The organism is Ochrobactrum sp. SFR4, from assembly GCF_019730395.1.
Classification (GTDB): domain Bacteria; phylum Pseudomonadota; class Alphaproteobacteria; order Rhizobiales; family Rhizobiaceae; genus Pseudochrobactrum.
Genome location: NZ_JAAPBB010000010.1, coordinates 87,934 through 105,689, shown reverse-complemented (window position 1 = coordinate 105,689; position 17,756 = coordinate 87,934). Strand labels below are relative to the sequence as shown.

Annotated in this window: 13 protein-coding genes; 12 read left to right on the top strand and 1 reads right to left on the bottom strand. The window is 53.1% G+C overall.

From position 1 onward, the window contains the following. Window positions 1-248 precede the first annotated feature (248 nt). From HBA93_RS13240 to cydX, 12 genes are all read left to right on the top strand, one after another. Window positions 249-3,194, top strand: coding sequence for a monovalent cation/H+ antiporter subunit A (locus HBA93_RS13240; protein WP_221723573.1), 2,946 nt, complete (start codon window positions 249-251; stop codon window positions 3,192-3,194). After that, window positions 3,194-3,529 carry a Na+/H+ antiporter subunit C gene (locus tag HBA93_RS13235; protein ID WP_121993568.1) on the top strand — a complete coding sequence of 112 codons (336 nt, stop codon included), beginning with the start codon at window positions 3,194-3,196 and terminating at the stop codon, window positions 3,527-3,529. The genes HBA93_RS13240 and HBA93_RS13235 overlap by 1 nt, the downstream gene beginning before the upstream one ends. After that, entirely contained in the window at window positions 3,529-5,181 is a 1,653-nt protein-coding gene (locus HBA93_RS13230; protein WP_221723572.1) for a monovalent cation/H+ antiporter subunit D, read from the top strand. Before HBA93_RS13235 ends, HBA93_RS13230 begins: the two co-directional genes overlap by 1 nt. Then, on the top strand, window positions 5,178-5,660 hold the full coding sequence (locus HBA93_RS13225; RefSeq protein ID WP_286201922.1) for a Na+/H+ antiporter subunit E: 483 nt from the start codon (window positions 5,178-5,180) through the stop codon (window positions 5,658-5,660). Before HBA93_RS13230 ends, HBA93_RS13225 begins: the two co-directional genes overlap by 4 nt. Then, window positions 5,657-5,938, top strand: a complete 282-nt coding sequence (locus HBA93_RS13220; protein WP_121993566.1) for a K+/H+ antiporter subunit F — start codon at window positions 5,657-5,659, stop codon at window positions 5,936-5,938. The genes HBA93_RS13225 and HBA93_RS13220 overlap by 4 nt, the downstream gene beginning before the upstream one ends. Beyond that, window positions 5,935-6,288 (top strand): monovalent cation/H(+) antiporter subunit G, encoded by a 354-nt coding sequence (mnhG, locus tag HBA93_RS13215; protein ID WP_075656470.1) that lies wholly within the window; start codon window positions 5,935-5,937, stop codon window positions 6,286-6,288. Before HBA93_RS13220 ends, mnhG begins: the two co-directional genes overlap by 4 nt. A 141-nt stretch (window positions 6,289-6,429) precedes the next feature. Then, window positions 6,430-7,011: a GbsR/MarR family transcriptional regulator gene (locus HBA93_RS13210; RefSeq protein ID WP_162994546.1), complete on the top strand. Its 582-nt coding sequence runs from the start codon at window positions 6,430-6,432 to the stop codon at window positions 7,009-7,011. Window positions 7,012-7,089: 78 nt separating this feature from the next. Next, window positions 7,090-8,883: a thiol reductant ABC exporter subunit CydD gene (cydD, locus tag HBA93_RS13205; RefSeq protein WP_221723587.1), complete on the top strand. Its 1,794-nt coding sequence runs from the start codon at window positions 7,090-7,092 to the stop codon at window positions 8,881-8,883. Further along, on the top strand, window positions 8,880-10,586 hold the full coding sequence (gene cydC / locus HBA93_RS13200; protein WP_221723571.1) for a thiol reductant ABC exporter subunit CydC: 1,707 nt from the start codon (window positions 8,880-8,882) through the stop codon (window positions 10,584-10,586). The genes cydD and cydC overlap by 4 nt, the downstream gene beginning before the upstream one ends. Window positions 10,587-11,126: 540 nt before the next feature. Next, window positions 11,127-12,725, top strand: coding sequence for a cytochrome ubiquinol oxidase subunit I (locus tag HBA93_RS13195; protein WP_121993673.1), 1,599 nt, complete (start codon window positions 11,127-11,129; stop codon window positions 12,723-12,725). Next, window positions 12,725-13,870 carry a cytochrome d ubiquinol oxidase subunit II gene (cydB, locus tag HBA93_RS13190; RefSeq protein ID WP_221723570.1) on the top strand — a complete coding sequence of 382 codons (1,146 nt, stop codon included), beginning with the start codon at window positions 12,725-12,727 and terminating at the stop codon, window positions 13,868-13,870. Before HBA93_RS13195 ends, cydB begins: the two co-directional genes overlap by 1 nt. Window positions 13,871-13,918: 48 nt before the next feature. Then, window positions 13,919-14,050, top strand: coding sequence for a cytochrome bd-I oxidase subunit CydX (gene cydX, locus HBA93_RS13185; RefSeq protein WP_121993564.1), 132 nt, complete (start codon window positions 13,919-13,921; stop codon window positions 14,048-14,050). Between the two features lie 48 nt (window positions 14,051-14,098). On the opposite strand, the gene HBA93_RS13180 is transcribed toward cydX, so the two are convergent. Beyond that, complete coding sequence (locus tag HBA93_RS13180; protein ID WP_286201921.1) at window positions 14,099-17,752, bottom strand: TonB-dependent receptor domain-containing protein; 3,654 nt, start codon at window positions 17,750-17,752, stop codon at window positions 14,099-14,101. Window positions 17,753-17,756 lie beyond the last annotated feature (4 nt).

Sequence of the window (17,756 nt, the reverse complement as noted above, 5' to 3'; positions counted from 1 at the left end):
TTGTCATCAAACCAATTTAATAGATAATTTGCGGGCGAGTTTTTCCACACCTTGTGTAAAAGCCGTCAAAATCGGAAATTTTGTGCCTGAGATCGGGAAATTGCGGACATAAGTTGCAATCAAGCACTTGCTATTATGCAGGCCAAAACCACATAATAACAACCGGATTTAACGAGATAATTTCGTTTATTATATAGTTTTATGAGAGTGAAAACCGCTCTTGAGGAATTTGAGGAGGGCAGGCGCGGATGGTGACGGACGGAAAAGTCCTTTTTTTGCTCATCATACTGCCATTTATTGGCTGCGCCCTTACAGGCCTTCTCAGATCGAATGACCGGCAGGTTGCTGTCTGGTTCGCGGGGCTGACTGCGGTTGCCGCACTGCTGCTGACCATTGCTCTTTATCCCTATGTGACCGGCGGCAAAGTTCTGCACACGCAGATGGCATGGCTGCCTGCCTATGGTCTCAATGTCACTTTGCGGATGGATGGTCTTGCCTGGCTGTTTGCCATGCTGGTTACGGGTATCGGCCTGCTCGTGGTGATCTATGCGCGTTATTATATGTCATCGGAAGATCCGGTGCCGCGCTTTTTCTCGTTCTTTCTTGCCTTTATGGGGGCAATGCTCGGCGTGGTGCTGTCGGGCAACCTGATCCTGATGGTGGTGTTCTGGGAACTCACCAGTATTTTCTCTTTCCTGCTGATCGGTTACTGGTATCAGAATGTCAGTGCCCGTGACGGTGCGCGTATGGCACTGACCGTTACCGGTCTTGGCGGTTTTGGCCTGTTGCTCGGTGTTTTGCTGCTTGGGCATATTGTTGGTAGCTATGAGCTGGATGTTATTCTGGCATCGGGCAATCTGATTAAAAATCATCCGCTCTATACAGTGGCTCTGGTGCTGATCCTTCTTGGTACTTTCACCAAGAGCGCACAATTTCCGTTCCATTTCTGGCTGCCCAATGCAATGGCCGCGCCGACGCCGGTTTCGGCCTATCTGCATTCTGCAACGATGGTGAAGCTCGGTGTGTTTCTGATGGTGCGTCTGTGGCCTGCACTGGCGGGTACAGAAGAGTGGTTCTGGTTGCTGGGGCTTGCCGGTCTTACAACTTTGCTGCTGGGCGCCTGGTTTGCGCTGTTCCAGCAGGATCTGAAAGGCCTGCTGGCCTATTCAACCATCAGCCATCTGGGGCTGATTACCGCTTTGCTCAGCCTCGGCAGCCCGCTGTCAGCCGTTGCCGCGATTTTCCACATGGTCAATCATGCGATTTTCAAAGCTTCACTGTTTATGGCGGCGGGGATTATCGATCATGAAACCGGCACGCGTGACTTGCGAAAATTAAGCGGCTTGTTCCGCTTCATGCCGATTACGGCAACTTTGGCGATGGTTGCCAGTGCGGCGATGGCCGGTGTGCCGCTGCTGAACGGCTTCATTTCCAAAGAAATGTTCTTTGCGGAAACCGTGGAGACGCATTTGTCTTCATGGCTCGATACGGTCACACCTTATGTGGCAACGCTGGCGAGCGCTTTCAGTGTCGCTTATTCGATCCGCTTTATCTATTCGACCTTCTTTGGTCCCGCACCGGTTGACCTGCCGCATACACCGAAAGAGCCGCCGCAATGGGTACGTTTCCCGATTGAGTTGCTGGTGCTGCTCTGCCTGCTGATCGGTATTGTGCCGACATTGATTGTCGGACCGTTCCTGCATACGGCTGTCGTGTCGGTTCTTGGCAGTGCCACACCGGAATACAGCCTTGCAATCTGGCACGGCTTTAATGTGCCGCTGCTGATGAGTGTGATTGCGCTGATCGGCGGAACCGTGATTTTCATGGTGATGAAAAACTATCTGGCAAAATGCGATGAAGGGCCGCCATTACTGCGCCATCTCAATGGTCAGCGTATTTTTGAACTGGTGCTGGTGACTGTTTCATGGAAATGGGCACGTAGTATTGAAAGCCGGTTCGGAACACGTCGTTTGCAACCGCAAATGCGGGTGCTGATGCTGATTGCGATTTTTGCCGGTGCCTGGCCTGTTTATCAGGCGGGGCTATTTATGGGGCCATTGGTGCCGCTGCCGGTGGATCCGGTCTTTGCCATTGTCTGGCTGATCGGCGCACTTTGTGCGGTCGGTGCGGCCTATCAGGCCAAGTATCACCGGCTGGCCTCGCTGATGCTGCTTGGTGGTGCAGGACTTGTGACTTGTTTTACTTTTGTGTGGCTCTCCGCGCCGGATCTCGCGGTCACGCAGTTGCTGGTGGAAATTGTCACTACAGTTCTGCTGCTGCTTGGTCTGCGCTGGCTGCCGAAACGCTGGCAGGAAGATGAAAATGCAAGCATTCCTCTGGTGCCGCGCTTGCGCCGTTACCGCGATCTGATTATCGCGCTGGCTGGCGGCGGCGGTATGGCGCTTGTTTCCTATGCGATGATGACCCGTTTCAGCCCTGCGACGCTTGCTGATTATTTCCTCGGCAATGCCTATACGGAAGCAGGCGGCAAGAATGTGGTCAATGTGTTGCTGGTGGATTTCCGCGGCTTTGATACGCTGGGAGAAATCACGGTGCTCGGCATTGTCGGTTTGACGGTTTATGCGCTGCTGCGTCGTTTCCGTCCGGCATCGGACACAATGGAATCCCCGCAACAGCAGAAAATCCAGAACGCTTTTGATGAGGCTGATCCGGAGCGTCATGCCGGTGCAACCCTGTCCGAATATCTCGCTGTGCCTTCTGTGATTATGCAATATTTGTTCGGCGTGATTATCGTTTTCGCCATGCATCTGCTGCTGCGCGGTCATGATCTGCCGGGTGGCGGTTTTGCGGCCGGTATTACGATGGCAATCGGCTTTATTCTGCAATATCTGGCCTTTGGTACCCGCTGGGTGGAAAGCCATTTGCGCATTCTGCCGGTCAAATGGATGGGTTTCGGTTTGCTGACTGCAGCGGCAACCGGTGCCGGTTCATTTTTTGCCGGTTATCCGTTTCTCACCACCTATTTTGATTATGCGGAAGTACCGCTGATCGGCAAAATGCCGGTGGCATCCGCACTGCTGTTTGACATCGGCGTCTTTACACTTGTGGTCGGTGCTACCGTGCTGATGCTGATTGCCTTGGCACACCAGTCGATCCGTCACCGACGCTCGGAAAAAACACAATCGGAGCAGGCTGAACAGGCCGTACTCGTTAAGCAGGGAGAGGGACGCTAATGGAACTTATTCTTGCTCTCGGTATCGGTATTCTGACAGCTTCCGGCCTGTGGCTTTTACAGCGCCCGCGTACTTTTCAGGTGATTATCGGCCTGTCGCTGATTTCCTATGCGGTTAATCTGTTTATTTTCAGCATGGCCAGCCTGCGTACAGATTCAGCGCCTATTCTGGGCGATCAGCCTGATCCCGCTCTTTATACCGACCCGCTGCCGCAGGCACTGGTACTGACAGCGATTGTGATCGGCTTTGCTATGACAGCCCTGTTTCTGGTGGTCATGCTGGCTTCCCGTGGTCTGACCGGTACTGACCATGTTGACGGCAGGGAGAACCAGTAATGCAGGATTGGCAGGAACATCTGATTATTGCGCCGATTCTGCTGCCGCTTGTCACTGCAGCTTTGTTGCTGCTCTATGATGAGCGTCGCCGTGTGCTGAAAGCCGCGATCAGTATTGCAGCAACTTTTGCGCTGTTCGTTGTGGCAATTATGCTGGTCAATATGGCCAATACGCCGGACGACCGTGTGATTCCTTATCTGCTGGGTAACTGGCCGGCACCCTATGCGATTGTGCTGGTGCTGGATCGTTTCTCGGCAATGATGGTATTGCTGACCAGTATCCTCGGACTGGCGGCACTGTGTTTTGCACTGGCGCGCTGGCACAAAGCGGGTTCGCATTTTCATACGCTGTTTCAGCTTTTGCTGATGGGGTTAAACGGCGCATTCCTGACCGGTGATCTGTTCAACCTGTTTGTATTTTTTGAGGTGCTGCTGGCCGCATCTTACGGGCTGGTGCTGCATGGCTCCGGTGCCACCCGCGTTAAAGCGGGCTTGCATTATATTGCCGTCAATCTCGCGGCATCATCGCTGTTTCTGATCGGCGTCAGCATGATCTATGGCGTGACCGGCACACTGAATATGGCCGATCTGACACAGCGTATTCCCAATGTGCCGGCTGATGATCTGATGTTCCTGCAGGCTGGCGGCGCTATTCTCGGCACGGCATTTCTGGTGAAAGCCGGTGCATGGCCGCTGAATTTCTGGTTACCGACAACCTATACGGCTGCGGCCGCACCGGTGGCTGCACTGTTTGCAATCATGTCCAAGGTCGGCATTTATGTGTTGCTGCGTCTGTCGCTGTTGTTTTTTGGTGAACTGACACCACGGACAACAGGTTTCGGTGATGCAGGACTGTTTTACATCGGTCTGGCGACCATCGCTTTTGGTCTGATCGGGGTGTTGGCATCGCAGGCGCTCGGGCGCATTGCCGGTTACAGCGTGCTGGTCTCTTCCGGAACATTGCTGGCGGCAATCGGTACGGGCAATGTGGCCGTTACCGGCAGCGCGCTGTTTTATATGATCAGTTCAACACTGACGATTGCGGCTTTCTTTCTGCTGATTGAGCTGGTTGAGCGTGGTCAGGATGCGGCGGCCAACGTGCTGGCGGTGACGATTGAAGCCTATGGTGACGAGGAAGAAGAAGAGGAAGAGGAAGTCGGCACAGTTTTGCCTGCAACACTTGCTATTCTCGGCGCCTGTTTTGCCGTCAGCGCTATTTTGCTGATCGGTCTGCCGCCGTTTTCCGGTTTTGTGGCGAAAATCTCGCTGTTGTCGGCATTGTTCAATCCGGCTGGCATGGGCATTGATGCGCCAATTTCCGCGGCAAGCTGGGCCTATGTTACGCTGATTATTCTGTCCGGCGTCTCTGCCCTGATTGCGATGTCGCGTTCCGGTATCCGTACTTTCTGGGCGTCGATGGAAGGCAATGTGCCGCGTGTGCTGATTATTGAACTGGTGCCGGTGGTTGGGTTGTTGTTTCTGTGTCTTGCGCTGACCATTCAGGCGGCACCGGTGATGCGCTATCTCGATGCAACCGCGCAGGCACTGCATCGTCCGCATAATTATATAGACCATGTTCTGGATGCAAAACGCTCGGCGGGATTTGAACCGGCTGTTATCAGCACGCCTGCCGCGAAGGGAGATGCACAATGAGAGCATTGTTTCCGTATCCCGTTTTGTCTCTGAGCTTCTGGATTATGTGGCTGCTGCTCAACGGCTTTACACCCGGACATATGATTTTGGGTTTCTTCGTTGCAGTTGGTGCAGGTCTGGCTTTTACATCACTTGATCCCGAGCCGATACGGATTCGCTCGGTTCGGGCAATTATCGAGCTGTTTTTTCGTGTTGTTGCTGATATTTTCTGGTCAAATATTGCGGTTATCAAAATCATTCTGACGAACCCGAAAGAGCGTCAGGCAGGATTTGTGACTATCAGCCTGCAATTGCGCGGGCGTTTGCCGCTTGGCATTCTGGCCTGTATCGTGACCTCAACACCCGGTACCGCATGGGCAAATTTTAATCCCGTAACGGGTGTTTTGCTGATTCATATTCTCGATAAGGACGGAGAAGATGAATTCCGCACTATGATAAAACAGCATTATGAACGCCTGCTGATGGAGATTTTCACATGAGTACAGTGATTTTATCCTGGGCGCTGCTTGTGTCCCAGCTTTGTCTGGGAGCCGCTCTGCTTTGTGCAACATGGCGTCTGATTGCGGGGCCGCGTGCGCAGGATCGTATATTGGGTCTGGATACGCTTTATGCCACGATGATGATGTTATTTATCACTTTCGGTATCCGCACCGGTACATCGATTTATTTTGAAGCAGCCCTTGTTATTGCGCTGCTGGGCTTTGTGTCCAGCGTGGCACTGGCAAAATTCCTGATGCGCGGCGAGGTGATCGAATGAACCATGCAACGCAACTGCCGCTCTGGGCTGCAATTCTGGTTTCGGTCTTTTTGCTGGGCGGATCAGTGATTACGCTGATCGGCGCGATTGGTCTTTTACGCTTTAAAAAGTTCTATGAACGGATTCATGCCCCGACACTCGGCACGACTTTTGGCGTCGGCGGCATTCTCATTGCATCAATTATTTTCTTTACAGTCTTGCAATCGCGACCGGTTTTGCATGAACTGTTAATTACCGCTTTTGTGTTTGTGACAACGCCGGTAACACTGATGCTATTGACGCGGGCAACCATGCATCGCGATAAAACGGATGACAGCCGGCAATTGCCGACCTCAAACGACCTTTATTAGCGATTTCTGGACGTGCCCCTTCTCTGATTTGTGTTGCGACTTATTGTCCAGACCTGCTTTGCGGGTTGCGGAGGAGCAACAATAATAATATCTGAATTTTCAGTAATTTCTGAAAATTCAGAAAATACGGGAGCAACTGATTTGGAATTGTCGCCAATCGTACAATCATTTGTACTGCACTTCGGTGAAATGGGCAGCCGCTGGGGTATCAACCGCACGGTCGGGCAGATTTATGCCTTGCTCTATCTTTCTAAAGATCCGCTCTGTGCCGATCAGATCGTGGACGCCCTTGGTGTCTCACGGTCGAATGTTTCTATGGGTATCAGAGAGCTGCAAGGCTGGAACCTTGTTTTGCTGAAGCACATTCCGGGTGACCGGCGTGATTTTTACTCCACACCGGGCGATGTCTGGCAGATTCTGCGCACATTGGCAGAAGAACGTAAAAAACGTGAAGTCGACCCGACTTTGAGTGTGTTGCGTGAAATTCTCATGGAAAAGCCGACAACGGAGAGTGACGCATTTGCGCAAGCGCGTATGGGCGATATGCATAGTCTGATTGAACGTCTGACCAACTGGTATGATGATGTGAAGTCGCTTGAAACCGAACGACTGACGATGCTTCTGAGCATGGGGTCCAAGGTCACGCGTTTCCTTGAAGCCAAAGATAAAATTGTCTCGCTCGGCCGCAGCCGCGCGCAGAAAAAAGAAGGACAATCAGAGTGAAGGAGGGACGGAGTGAGTGAAGTCTTATCCGGTTCGTCTGTCCCTTCGGAAATTCCGGCGGCAACACCGGAACGATCCGTGTCTGATACAGCAACAGTTACCGGCAGCGACAAGGCTGCCGGAACTGTAAAGGCGTCTGCACGGCGCCGTAAAAAGCGTGCACAGCCGGCAAGTTTACGCAAAGGCGGCTGGTTACAGGTTCTGGCAGCGCTGATCTGGCTGCCTCAGGCAGGGCTGATGGCCTATGCGATTAATGAACTGGCAGTCAGCGGCACAGTCAGTAATCTTCTGATGATTGTTACCGGTATTTTTCTGCTTGGTCTGCTGCGTACCATTTTGCAGGGCGCCGGCGAGCGGATTGCCTTTAAAACATCGCGCGCGGCGCTGTCTGACCTGCGGGCAAAATCGGTGCAGGCGCTGGCTGACCGTTCTCCGCTGGATCGCAACCGTGCGGCATCGGGTGAGGCGGCGAGTATTCTCGCCGAGCAGGCCGAGATGGTGGTGACCTATTGGTCGCGTTACCAGCCGGTGCAGATGAAAGTTATGATCGTTCCGATTGTCTTTCTGATTGCTGTGTTGTGGTATTCCTGGGCGGCGGCACTGGTCTTGCTGGTTGCGGCACCTCTTATTCCGGTTTTCATGGCGCTGATCGGTTATCGCGCCAAAGCCGCCAGTGAAGAGCAGCTGGTGGAAATGGGGCAGATGAATGGTTTCCTGCTCGACCGTCTGCGCGGACTGGCAACGATCCGCACATTCCACGCTGTTGATCTGACTGCACAACGGCTGCGCCATAATGCGGAAACGCTGCGCCACAAAACCATGATCGTGCTGCGCATTGCGTTCTTGTCTTCAGCGGTACTGGAGCTGTTTTCTGCGCTCGGCGTGGCGATGGTTGCGGTTTATATCGGCTTCCATCTGCTGGGTGAACTGAATTTCGGCGCGTGGGGCGCAACGCTGACATTGGGGCAGGGGCTGTTTATCCTGCTGCTGGCGCCGACATTTTTTGAACCGCTGCGCGAACTTTCCGCTGTCTGGCATGACCGCGCTGCCGGTGAAGCCGCGATTGACGCGCTGGAAAATATCAGTGCAGGCGGTATGAAACTCACCGCAGTTGCTGCGACTGCGATACCGGCTGAGACAGATAAAAACCATGCTGTCACGCTGCGCGATGTGGATTTAAGCTATGATGCAGATGATGAGACTGATCTGCTCTCCGGCTTTAGCTTACAAATTGCGCAAGGCGAGCATGTTGCTCTCCTGGGGCCAAGCGGCAGCGGTAAATCAACACTGCTGGCGATGATGGCCGGTCTGATCGCACCACGCAACGGCGATGTTCTGATACATGGTTCGGTGCTTGATCAGAGCAGTGCTGACGCGCTGCGTCAGCAATTCTCATGGGTCGGCCAGAAGCCACATATTTTCTCCGGTTCTGTGCGTTCCAATATTACGCTCGGCCGTGAAGATTTTGCCTTGAATGATGTGCAGGCTGCCCTGAAAACAGCAGCACTGGATAATGTGGCTTCGGCTGCTGCGGCCACTGATCTTGGTGAAAACGGCACTGGTCTTTCCGGTGGTGAAGGTTTGCGTCTGGCTTTGGCAAGGGCAGCACTGAAATCCGGTGCGGATATAATCTTTGCCGATGAGCCGACAGCCCATCTCGATAGTGAAACCGCGCTTAAGGCGACAGAAGGTCTGCTGACCATGGCGCAGGGCAAGACATTGATCATTGCCACACATGATGAAGAACTGGCACGCAAAATGGGACGCATCATTCGTGTAGACAGGCCAGTTGGTGCAGAAAATCTGCATGTACAGGAAGACAGTGGTCGTGCCGCTGCACCTGTATCCTCTGCACGGAGGGCGGCAGAATGAAGAAGCTTGCGGTTCTGAAACCGGTTCTCAAACTGTTTTTCTCGGAAAAGCGCGGCAAATTATGGGCAGGCATGTTGCTGGCTGCCATGACAGTTCTGTGCGGTATTCTGCTGCTTGGTCTGTCCGGCTGGTTTATCACCGCAACGGCAATTGCCGGTCTGGCATCTGCTACGGCTTTGGCTTTCGATGTGTTTGCGCCCGCTGCGGGTATTCGTTTGCTGGCTATTTTGCGCACTGCGTCGCGCTATGCCGAGCGTCTGGTCACTCATGATGCAACACTGGCTGTGCTGGCGGCATTGCGTGAGAAATTGTTCCGCAGCTGGGCAGCACCGCAGGCCGCGAAAGAACTTTTACGTCGTCCGAGCCGCCTGCTGTTCCGCCTGACAGCGGATATTGATGCACTGGATGCGCTTTATCTGCGCGTGCTGGTGCCTGCCGGTGCGGCTTTTGTCACCATATTGGTTGTTGGTTTTGCTTTCTGGCTGATGGATAGCACTTTCTCGCTGGCAATGGTTGCTGTTTTGGTGCTTGCCGGTTTTGGCCTGCCGCTGATTGCAGCGCTCTGGGCGATGAAACCGATGCGCCGCCGTGCCAAAGCCGTTGAGGCTGTGCGTGCGCGCAGTATTGATCTGGTCTCCGGTCAGACCGATCTGCTGATGGCGGGACGTCTGCAAGCGCAAAGCGCAAGCATATGTGCGGCTGATAAAAGATTGTCCGATGCCGATGAGCAGCTCAACCGGATTGAAATTTCGGTCGGTGCCGGTTTTGGCATCGCTACGGCTTTGCTGCTCTGTGTTGCTTTGCTCGGTGGCGTCTGGCTTGCAGAGGCTGGCGCAATTTCACCTGCTGTTGCTGCTTTTGCATTGCTGATGGCACTGGGGGCGATGGAGCCGTTTGCAGCATTACGCCGTGGTGCCATGGAACTTGGCCGCACATTGATGGCTGCCCGCCGCGTTGGCGACCGTTATGAAACACAGCCGCATTTCTATGTGCCTGTACAACCGGCCGATCCTCATGAGGCTGTTTATCTGGAACAGATCAATATGCGCTATGAGGACAAGATGCCTCTGGTGCTGCAGAATATCAGCCTGAATGTACGCAAAGGTGAAAAACTGGCGATTGTCGGCACGAGCGGCACAGGTAAATCGACGCTCATGGCTTTGCTGGCCGGTGAAGTAACTGCGGATTCCGGCATTATCCGCCATGAGGCAGCAACGCTGCTGACGCAGAAAACCCAGCTGTTTCAGGATAGTCTGGCGGAAAATCTGCGTCTTGCTCGCCCACAGGCAACAGAGGATGATCTGATGCAGGTGTTGGAAATGGCCGGCCTGTCAGAAACGGTAGGTGACATGCCGCAGCAGTTGGAAACAATGCTCGGCGAGGGCGGCCTTGGCCTGTCCGGCGGTCAGGCACGCCGTCTCGCACTGGCGCGTCTGTTTCTGCACAATACCCCGCTCTGGCTGCTGGATGAACCGACGGAAGGGCTGGATAAAGCCACTGCGCAGGACATTCTGCAGCGACTGGCACAGGCAACAAGTCAGAATAGTGGCCACGGCAGAACCATGATTATTGCGACGCATCTGCGCCGCGAGGCCGAGATTGCAGACCGTATCGTCGTGATGAGCAATGGTCGCATGACGGCAGAAGCATTGAAAGGAACGCAGGCATTTTCAGATATTCTGAAGACACTGCGTCAGGTTTAACAAGAATACCTGTCCGGAACCGGACACGTTGACAGCCATGTCTTTGAAAAGGAAGCCCCGCTTTATGAAGCATGATTTTTTACACATAATCAGAGGGATGATCTGACAAAAACGGATCACATTATCTGATTTTGAAAGCGGTTTTCTCCCAAGCGCCGCTTTCATCCCCACAATGTGAGAACCCTGTAACCGGCCGGTATTACCAGCCGGAACGGATATGCATTTCCTGATGCTATAAATTAGTATAGCCTAGAATTGGTCTATTTTAAGCGTGTCCCGAAAAGTGCGAAGCGGTTTTCGGACAAGATACGAATAAAAGCAAATAGATAGAGCATATCCGCCCTGCAGGTTTCTCACAGACATTTCCGGCAACAATGCCGGTCATACGGACTGTTTGATATACGCGCATTTTGACCGGAATGCCCCCTATTTTCCGGAGAGACGCGTAAAAGCTTTGTTTTCAAGCATAGTTTGCCGGATACTGAATAGTTTCCGGCGCTAGGCTACAACAGGAGCGCCGCGCCCCCGCGGCGGATGATGATGGAACTGGATATTGTTTCACTATCCCGTCTGCAATTTGCAGTCACCGCCATGTACCACTTTTTGTTTGTTCCATTGACGCTCGGCCTGTCTATTTTGCTGGCGATTATGGAAACGGTCTATGTGATGACCGGCCGCCTGATCTGGCGGCAAATGACAAAATTCTGGGGTACATTGTTTGGTATTAACTTTGTAACCGGTGTCGCCACCGGCGTTGTGATGGAATTCCAGTTCGGTATGAACTGGAGTTATTACAGTCACTATGTCGGGGATATTTTCGGTGCGCCGCTGGCGCTCGAAGGGCTGATGGCTTTCTTTCTGGAAGCGACCTTTATCGGCCTGTTTTTCTTCGGCTGGGACCGCTTGTCCAAAATCGGCCACCTGACCGTGACTTATCTGATGGCGATCGGCTCCAATATTTCCGCTTTGTGGATTCTGGTTGCCAATGGCTGGATGCAAAATCCGGTCGGATCGCGCTTTAATCCTGAAACCATGCGTATGGAAATCACGGATTTCTTTGCCGTTGTTTTCAACCCTGTTGCGCAGGCCAAGGTCGTGCACACGGTTTCTGCCGGTTATGTGACGGCGTCTATTTTCATTCTCGGTGTTTCGGCATGGTATATGCTCAAAGGCCGGCATCTGGAACTGGCCAAACGCTCGATGACTGTTGCGGCTTCTTTCGGTCTGGCCGGTGCTTTGTCGGTTGTGGTGCTGGGGGATGAAAGCGGCTATCTGACATCCGACCATCAGAGCATGAAAATGGCTGCAATTGAGGCCATGTGGGACACAGAACCGGCTCCGGCATCATTTACGGTCATTGGTTTGCCTGATCAGGAAAACCGCGTGACACATTATGCCATTCACATTCCTTATGTGATGGGGCTGATCGGTACGCGCTCGCTGACCATTGAGATTCCGGGTATTAATCAGCTGGTTTTGCAGGCTCAGGATCGCATCCGTGATGGCATCAAGGCCTATGATGCTTTGCAGACAATCAAAGCAACACCACGGGGCGAGCAGGCACCGGCAGAAGCCAAACAGGCTTTTGAACAATATGGTGAGCGTCTGGGTTATGGTCTGCTGCTGAAGAAATATGTTGATGATCCGCGCACCGCTACGGATGAGCAGATCGTAGCTGCCGCCAATGATACTGTTCCCGGTGTGCTGCCGCTGTTCATCGCCTTCCGTGTGATGGTTGCGCTCAGTATGTATTTCCTGTTGCTGACCGGCACTTTCTTTTTCCTGTCTGCACGCAGAAAACTGGACAAACATCGCTGGCTGCTCTGGGTTGCGGTTTTCTCTATTCCGCTGCCTTGGCTGGCTGCAGAAATGGGGTGGCTGGTTGCAGAATTCGGCCGTCAGCCATGGAGCATTGAAGGGGTTCTGCCGACAGTCGTGGCGGTATCCAATCTCAGCCCCGTAACCGTGCTGATCTCACTGAGCGGATTTATCCTGATCTATACAGTGCTCTTCATTATTGAGATGGGCGTGATGATCCGTGCGATCCGCAACGGGCCGCAGCCGGATCATGCTCCGGTTTCCGCACCCTTTGAGAAACCTGTTCCCAGTAAACCGGTACAAATCGGGGAGGCAAAATAATGGTTTTGTCCGAACTTCTTGATTATTCAACCTTACGTCTGATCTGGTGGGTATTGCTGGGTGTGCTGCTCATCGGCTTTGCGGCGATGGATGGTTTTGACCTTGGTATTGAAACCATGCTGCCTTTTGTTGCCCGTACTGATCTGGAACGCAGGCTGGTGCTGGAAACCATTGAACCGGTCTGGGAAGGCAATCAGGTCTGGCTCATTCTGGCCGGCGGTGCGATTTTTGCCGCATGGCCGCAGCTTTATGCGGTGTCTTTCTCCGGCTTCTATCTGGCGATGTTCATCATTTTGTTCGCGCTGATCCTGCGGCCGGTCGGTTTCAAATACCGCAACAAGCGTGAAAGCTCGCTGTGGCGCAACAATTGGGACCGGGCATTGTTCATCGGTGGTTTTGTGCCGTCACTGATTTTTGGTGTGGCTGTCGGCAATGTGTTGCTCGGCGTGCCGTTCCGTATCAATGACGATATGATGATCTTCTATGAAGGTTCATTCTTTGCCTTGCTCAACCCGTTTGCACTGCTGGCAGGTCTGATGTCGGTCATCATGCTGGCCATGCATGGTTGTGTGTGGCTCTGTGTCAAAACCACAGGCATTGTGGCTGAGCGTGCTAAAAAATACGGCACGCTTCTCGCATTGCTGACAGTGGTCTTTTATGTCGCCGCTGGGCTATATCTCTGGAAATCCGGTCTGGGTTACCGCATTACCAGTGAGATTGATCCGAACGGTCCGTCTAACCCGCTGTTTAAAACCGCAGTGATTGAGCAAGGCGCATGGCTTGCCAATTATCTGCGCTATCCGGCTCTGTGGGCTGTGCCTGCACTCGGCCTGCTGTCGCCTTTCGCGGTGATCCTCTTTTTGTGGGCACGGCGTCCGCTCGTGGCATTGCTGTTCGGTAAATTGTCCATCTTCGGTGTGATTACATCGGTGGGTGTGGCAATGTTCCCGTTCATTCTGCCATCCTCGCTGAATCCGAGTGCCAGCCTGACGGTTTGGGACAGCTCATCCAGCCATCTGACCCTGTTCATCATGCTGATCAGTACCGGCATTATGCTGCCGATCATCATGCTCTATACCAGCTGGGTCTATTATGTGCTGCGCGGAAAAGTGACGGAAAGTGATCTGGAAGAGGGGCATTACTGATGCTCGTTTCATCATCATTTCTGTCTCTTGTATAATATGAGGTTTTAAATGTGGTATTTCGCCTGGATTTTGGGGTTACCCCTCGCAGCGGCTTTCGCGGTGCTCAACGCCATGTGGTATGAGCTGGTGGATGATGCTGCCAAGCGCAAAGAACATAGCCATACAGGCTCTGAACATTAAATAAAAAAAAGCCGGTCTGAGAAAACTCAGACCGGCTTTTTAGTCGTGTCAGAACCGGTAATTCACACCGATTTTGAATGTATGAAAATCAAGCGAATTGGATGCTTTGCGTCCGTTTTTAACACTCGACGATCCTTCATGCTTGACGGTCTCATAGATTGTTTTCTCATAAGGTTTACAGAAACGCGGGAACTGAGTGCAGAAGTCGCCCATTCCCGGCTGTTTTGACGGGTCAACAATCTCAACACCAACCTTTTCCTGTGTTTCCCAGTCACGCATGATACCGGCACGGGCATTGTTAAAGTTGAAATTGGTTTTGCCGAAACGTGTGTAGGAATAATCCGCCATCACCGACCACCGGTCATTAATGGCATATTCAATCCCGCCGCCGGCTGTCCAGCCGAAGCGTGTTGCTTTCTCCTTTTCAGTCAGCGCAATTTCTGTGACTTTGTCAGAGCTGTCTGCACTGACACGATATTGCTCGCGCGACTGACTCTCGCGGGCAAAGGCCACACCGCCGCTGCCGTAAAGCATCCATTTATTGTCAAAAGCATAGCCGAGTTTACCGCGCACAGCGGCAGTCCAGTCAATGTCATAGATGGTCTGTGCCTGCACATTACCGGTGCCGGCAAAATCGCCTTCTGTTGTGCGGGCTTTATGTGCAGCATTCAGATAGGTTTTGCTCCAGTCTGCACCGATGCCCAGCACCACACGGTTTGGCAATTGCCAGTTATAACCGGCCTGCACACCAAACAAACCGCTATCCATGCCGAAATCAGCGGATTCCGTTGCCGCAACCGCATTGGATGTGCCGTCGAGAGCGGTTGTGTTGCCCCATGTCCGGCCAAAAACACCACCGGCATGGGCGCCGGCATAAAGGCCTGTCCAGTCAATCGGAGCGCCTTCAGCTGTCGGACGCCGTGTCAGGAAGGACGGCAGGGACGGCAATTGCTGTTCACCGCCGATATCCGCCGTGAGGCTGGCATAGAAAGTACGGCCCGGGCCCGGCTGCGTCACAAGCCCCAGAGGATCAATGTAGAATTTATCAAACACATTCTCGACGCGGAATGCCGCTGTCAGATTGTCAGTGATTTTATATTCTGCAAACAGGTCAACAAGCGCATAAGGTTTCCAGAGCACCGGTGTGATGAATTCCGATGCGCCTTGTGCAGTCACATCGCCATGACCGATAGCACGCGGCCCCGTATAGGAGACACGGCCGCCGAGCATCAGCCGTTCTTCCAGCAGTTTCTGCGACAGGGTCAGGTCAACCGAATATTTGGGCTGTACATGGTTGGTGGCATAATCACCATAAAGGCTCTTACCGTCACAACTGTCGGATGTCCGGCAATATTCAACATTCAGATAATAATTGGCTGCCAGATCAGCTGTGAAACCGTCCAGCTCATAGCGACCGGAAAATTCCAGACCGGAAAACTTTGCACGGTGGATATTGCCGATATTCAGAGCGAAATTGCTCGGATTTTTAGTGTCATATACAATATTGCGCGAGATGTAGTTTTTAACATCCCAGTTGAAGTAACCGAGTTTCAGCATACCCGTATCTTCATCGGCAAGCAGGCCGTTACGGACGACATTGGTACCGATTTCCCAGTTGCTGGAACGCTCAGGCTTTACATCCGTATTTGCGGTAACGCTGTTAAATGCGGAAACGGATTCAATAATGCTCGGCGCGCGCAGCGTATTGGAATAATTGACATAGAACTGGGTCTGTTCCCACGGTTCAAAAGTCAGACCGACAGACGGGCTGAAACCGCCGTCATTGGTTCTGGAACCCTGTTCCTTTGCATTATTGATCTGATTGCGCTCATAGGGGTCGAAACGGTCTTTCGACCAGAAATGCGAATAGCGCAAACCACCATTCACAGTAAGCCAGTCAACAGGCTTATAAGCAGCCTTCGTATAAGCCGCGACTTCATGGCGGATCGCATCGCGCGGTGTCATCCAGCCTTCCAGAGCTGCGGAATGTTCACTGCCGCGCGTATCTTCCACACGGAAAGACGTGCCGTAAGTCAGATCCAGATCGCCTGCATCAAAAGTGAAAGCGGATTTGTTCTGGATATCCCCGCCCCACATATCACTGTCAGATCCGACACGGAAATCGGCAGGCAGGCCGATCCCTCCCGGTGTAACACCACGACCGCCGCGTACCGGATTACGCAATTGCAGATGCGTCCAGTAGAGATTGGCGCGCAGATCAATCAACTCGTTGTCTTCCGGCTTCCAGTTATAACGCGCAGTCACCGTGTCGAGGCTGGTTCCCGCGGTTTGCTTTTGCTGTATGGACTGGTCTTTAATGCCGCTCAAGCGTGAGGCCAGCCTGTCACCAGCCTCGCTGCGATAGCCCATATAGCCGAGCTGCAATTCATGATCGTCCGCAAAACGGGCATTGAGTTTTGTCAGCCATGACTCGGTTTCCAGCTGGGTATTGAGTATTTCCTCACCCGGACGGTAATTGGTCAGCCCCTGATTGGCATAATATTCGTTCCAGTAATTGCTTGGGCTTCTGGGTGTGCAATTAATGGCAACCATTGAATTGCAATAAGGCTGTTTGCCCAGATTGACCGGATCGGCCGCTGCAGAGCCACGCGTTCCTGCATGGTAATTACCCTGTTTACGCCGCGCATAACCGGCCAGAACATCGATTGAATCGCCTTTATAGGCGCCGACAATACTGCCGGAAGCGGATGTCGGAGACAGGAATGACGGCCTGTCCAACCCGTCTTTTGAGCCAACAGGTGCTTTCATTGCATCCCACGGCGCATAGGGCCACTGATAACCGCTGAGAGCGCCGGCCAGTGGCTTGGATGTGTTGCCGCCAATGCCGCCTTTAACGCGGATACCCCAGTGATTACCGTCTTTAACAATATCGTCCACGCCGACAGTGCGCATACTGACCGAACCGGCATTGCCCCATGAAGCGGTGTCCGCCCCCTTGTTGATTTCCACACCGGCAATAAAGTCAGGATCAACAAAGGTGCGGTTGGAAACACCCTGATAGCCCTGATAGACGGTGACAGAGTTTTCCGCTCCGTCAATGGTCGTGGATACGCGCCCCATGCCCTGCATACCGCGAATATTGACATCAATTGATCCTGCACCATTGCGGGCTTCACCGGATTTGACACCGGGTGTACCGCGAAACATATCCGCAGGGCTGGAACCGCGATAACGCTCAATTGTTTCGCCGGAAATATAGGTGGTTGGTGCTGCCGTTTCATAAGGCGCTGTTGCGGCGGCGATTGCTCCGCCGCTGGAAACAGTTATCTGGTTCAGAATGAGTGAGCCGTCCGGTGCAGCGCCGCCGGTATTGGCGGCAAGACGCTCGGTAATCAGCACGGATTTTGTGCCGGTGAAATTATAGGTCAGGCCGGAACCCTGCAAAATCCGCGCCAGCGCCTGCTCCTTGGTGGCTGCACCTGAAATTCCCGGAGAAGATTTCCCGCGCACAACAGCAGGTTCATAGGATAGCTGGGTGCCGGATTGGCTGCCAAAGGCTGCGAGTGCACGGTTGAGCGGACCGGACGGAATATTGAAGCCTGTCTGTTGCTGTGCCTGTGCATTGAAGCTGGTTGCTGTCAGAACCACGCCGGTTATCATTGCGGTGGTTGCCAGCAAAGCGGCTATCATGGCTTTGCTGCATTTGGTGTGTCGTGCCGCTTGTTTGGTGGCGCCTGTCATGCCT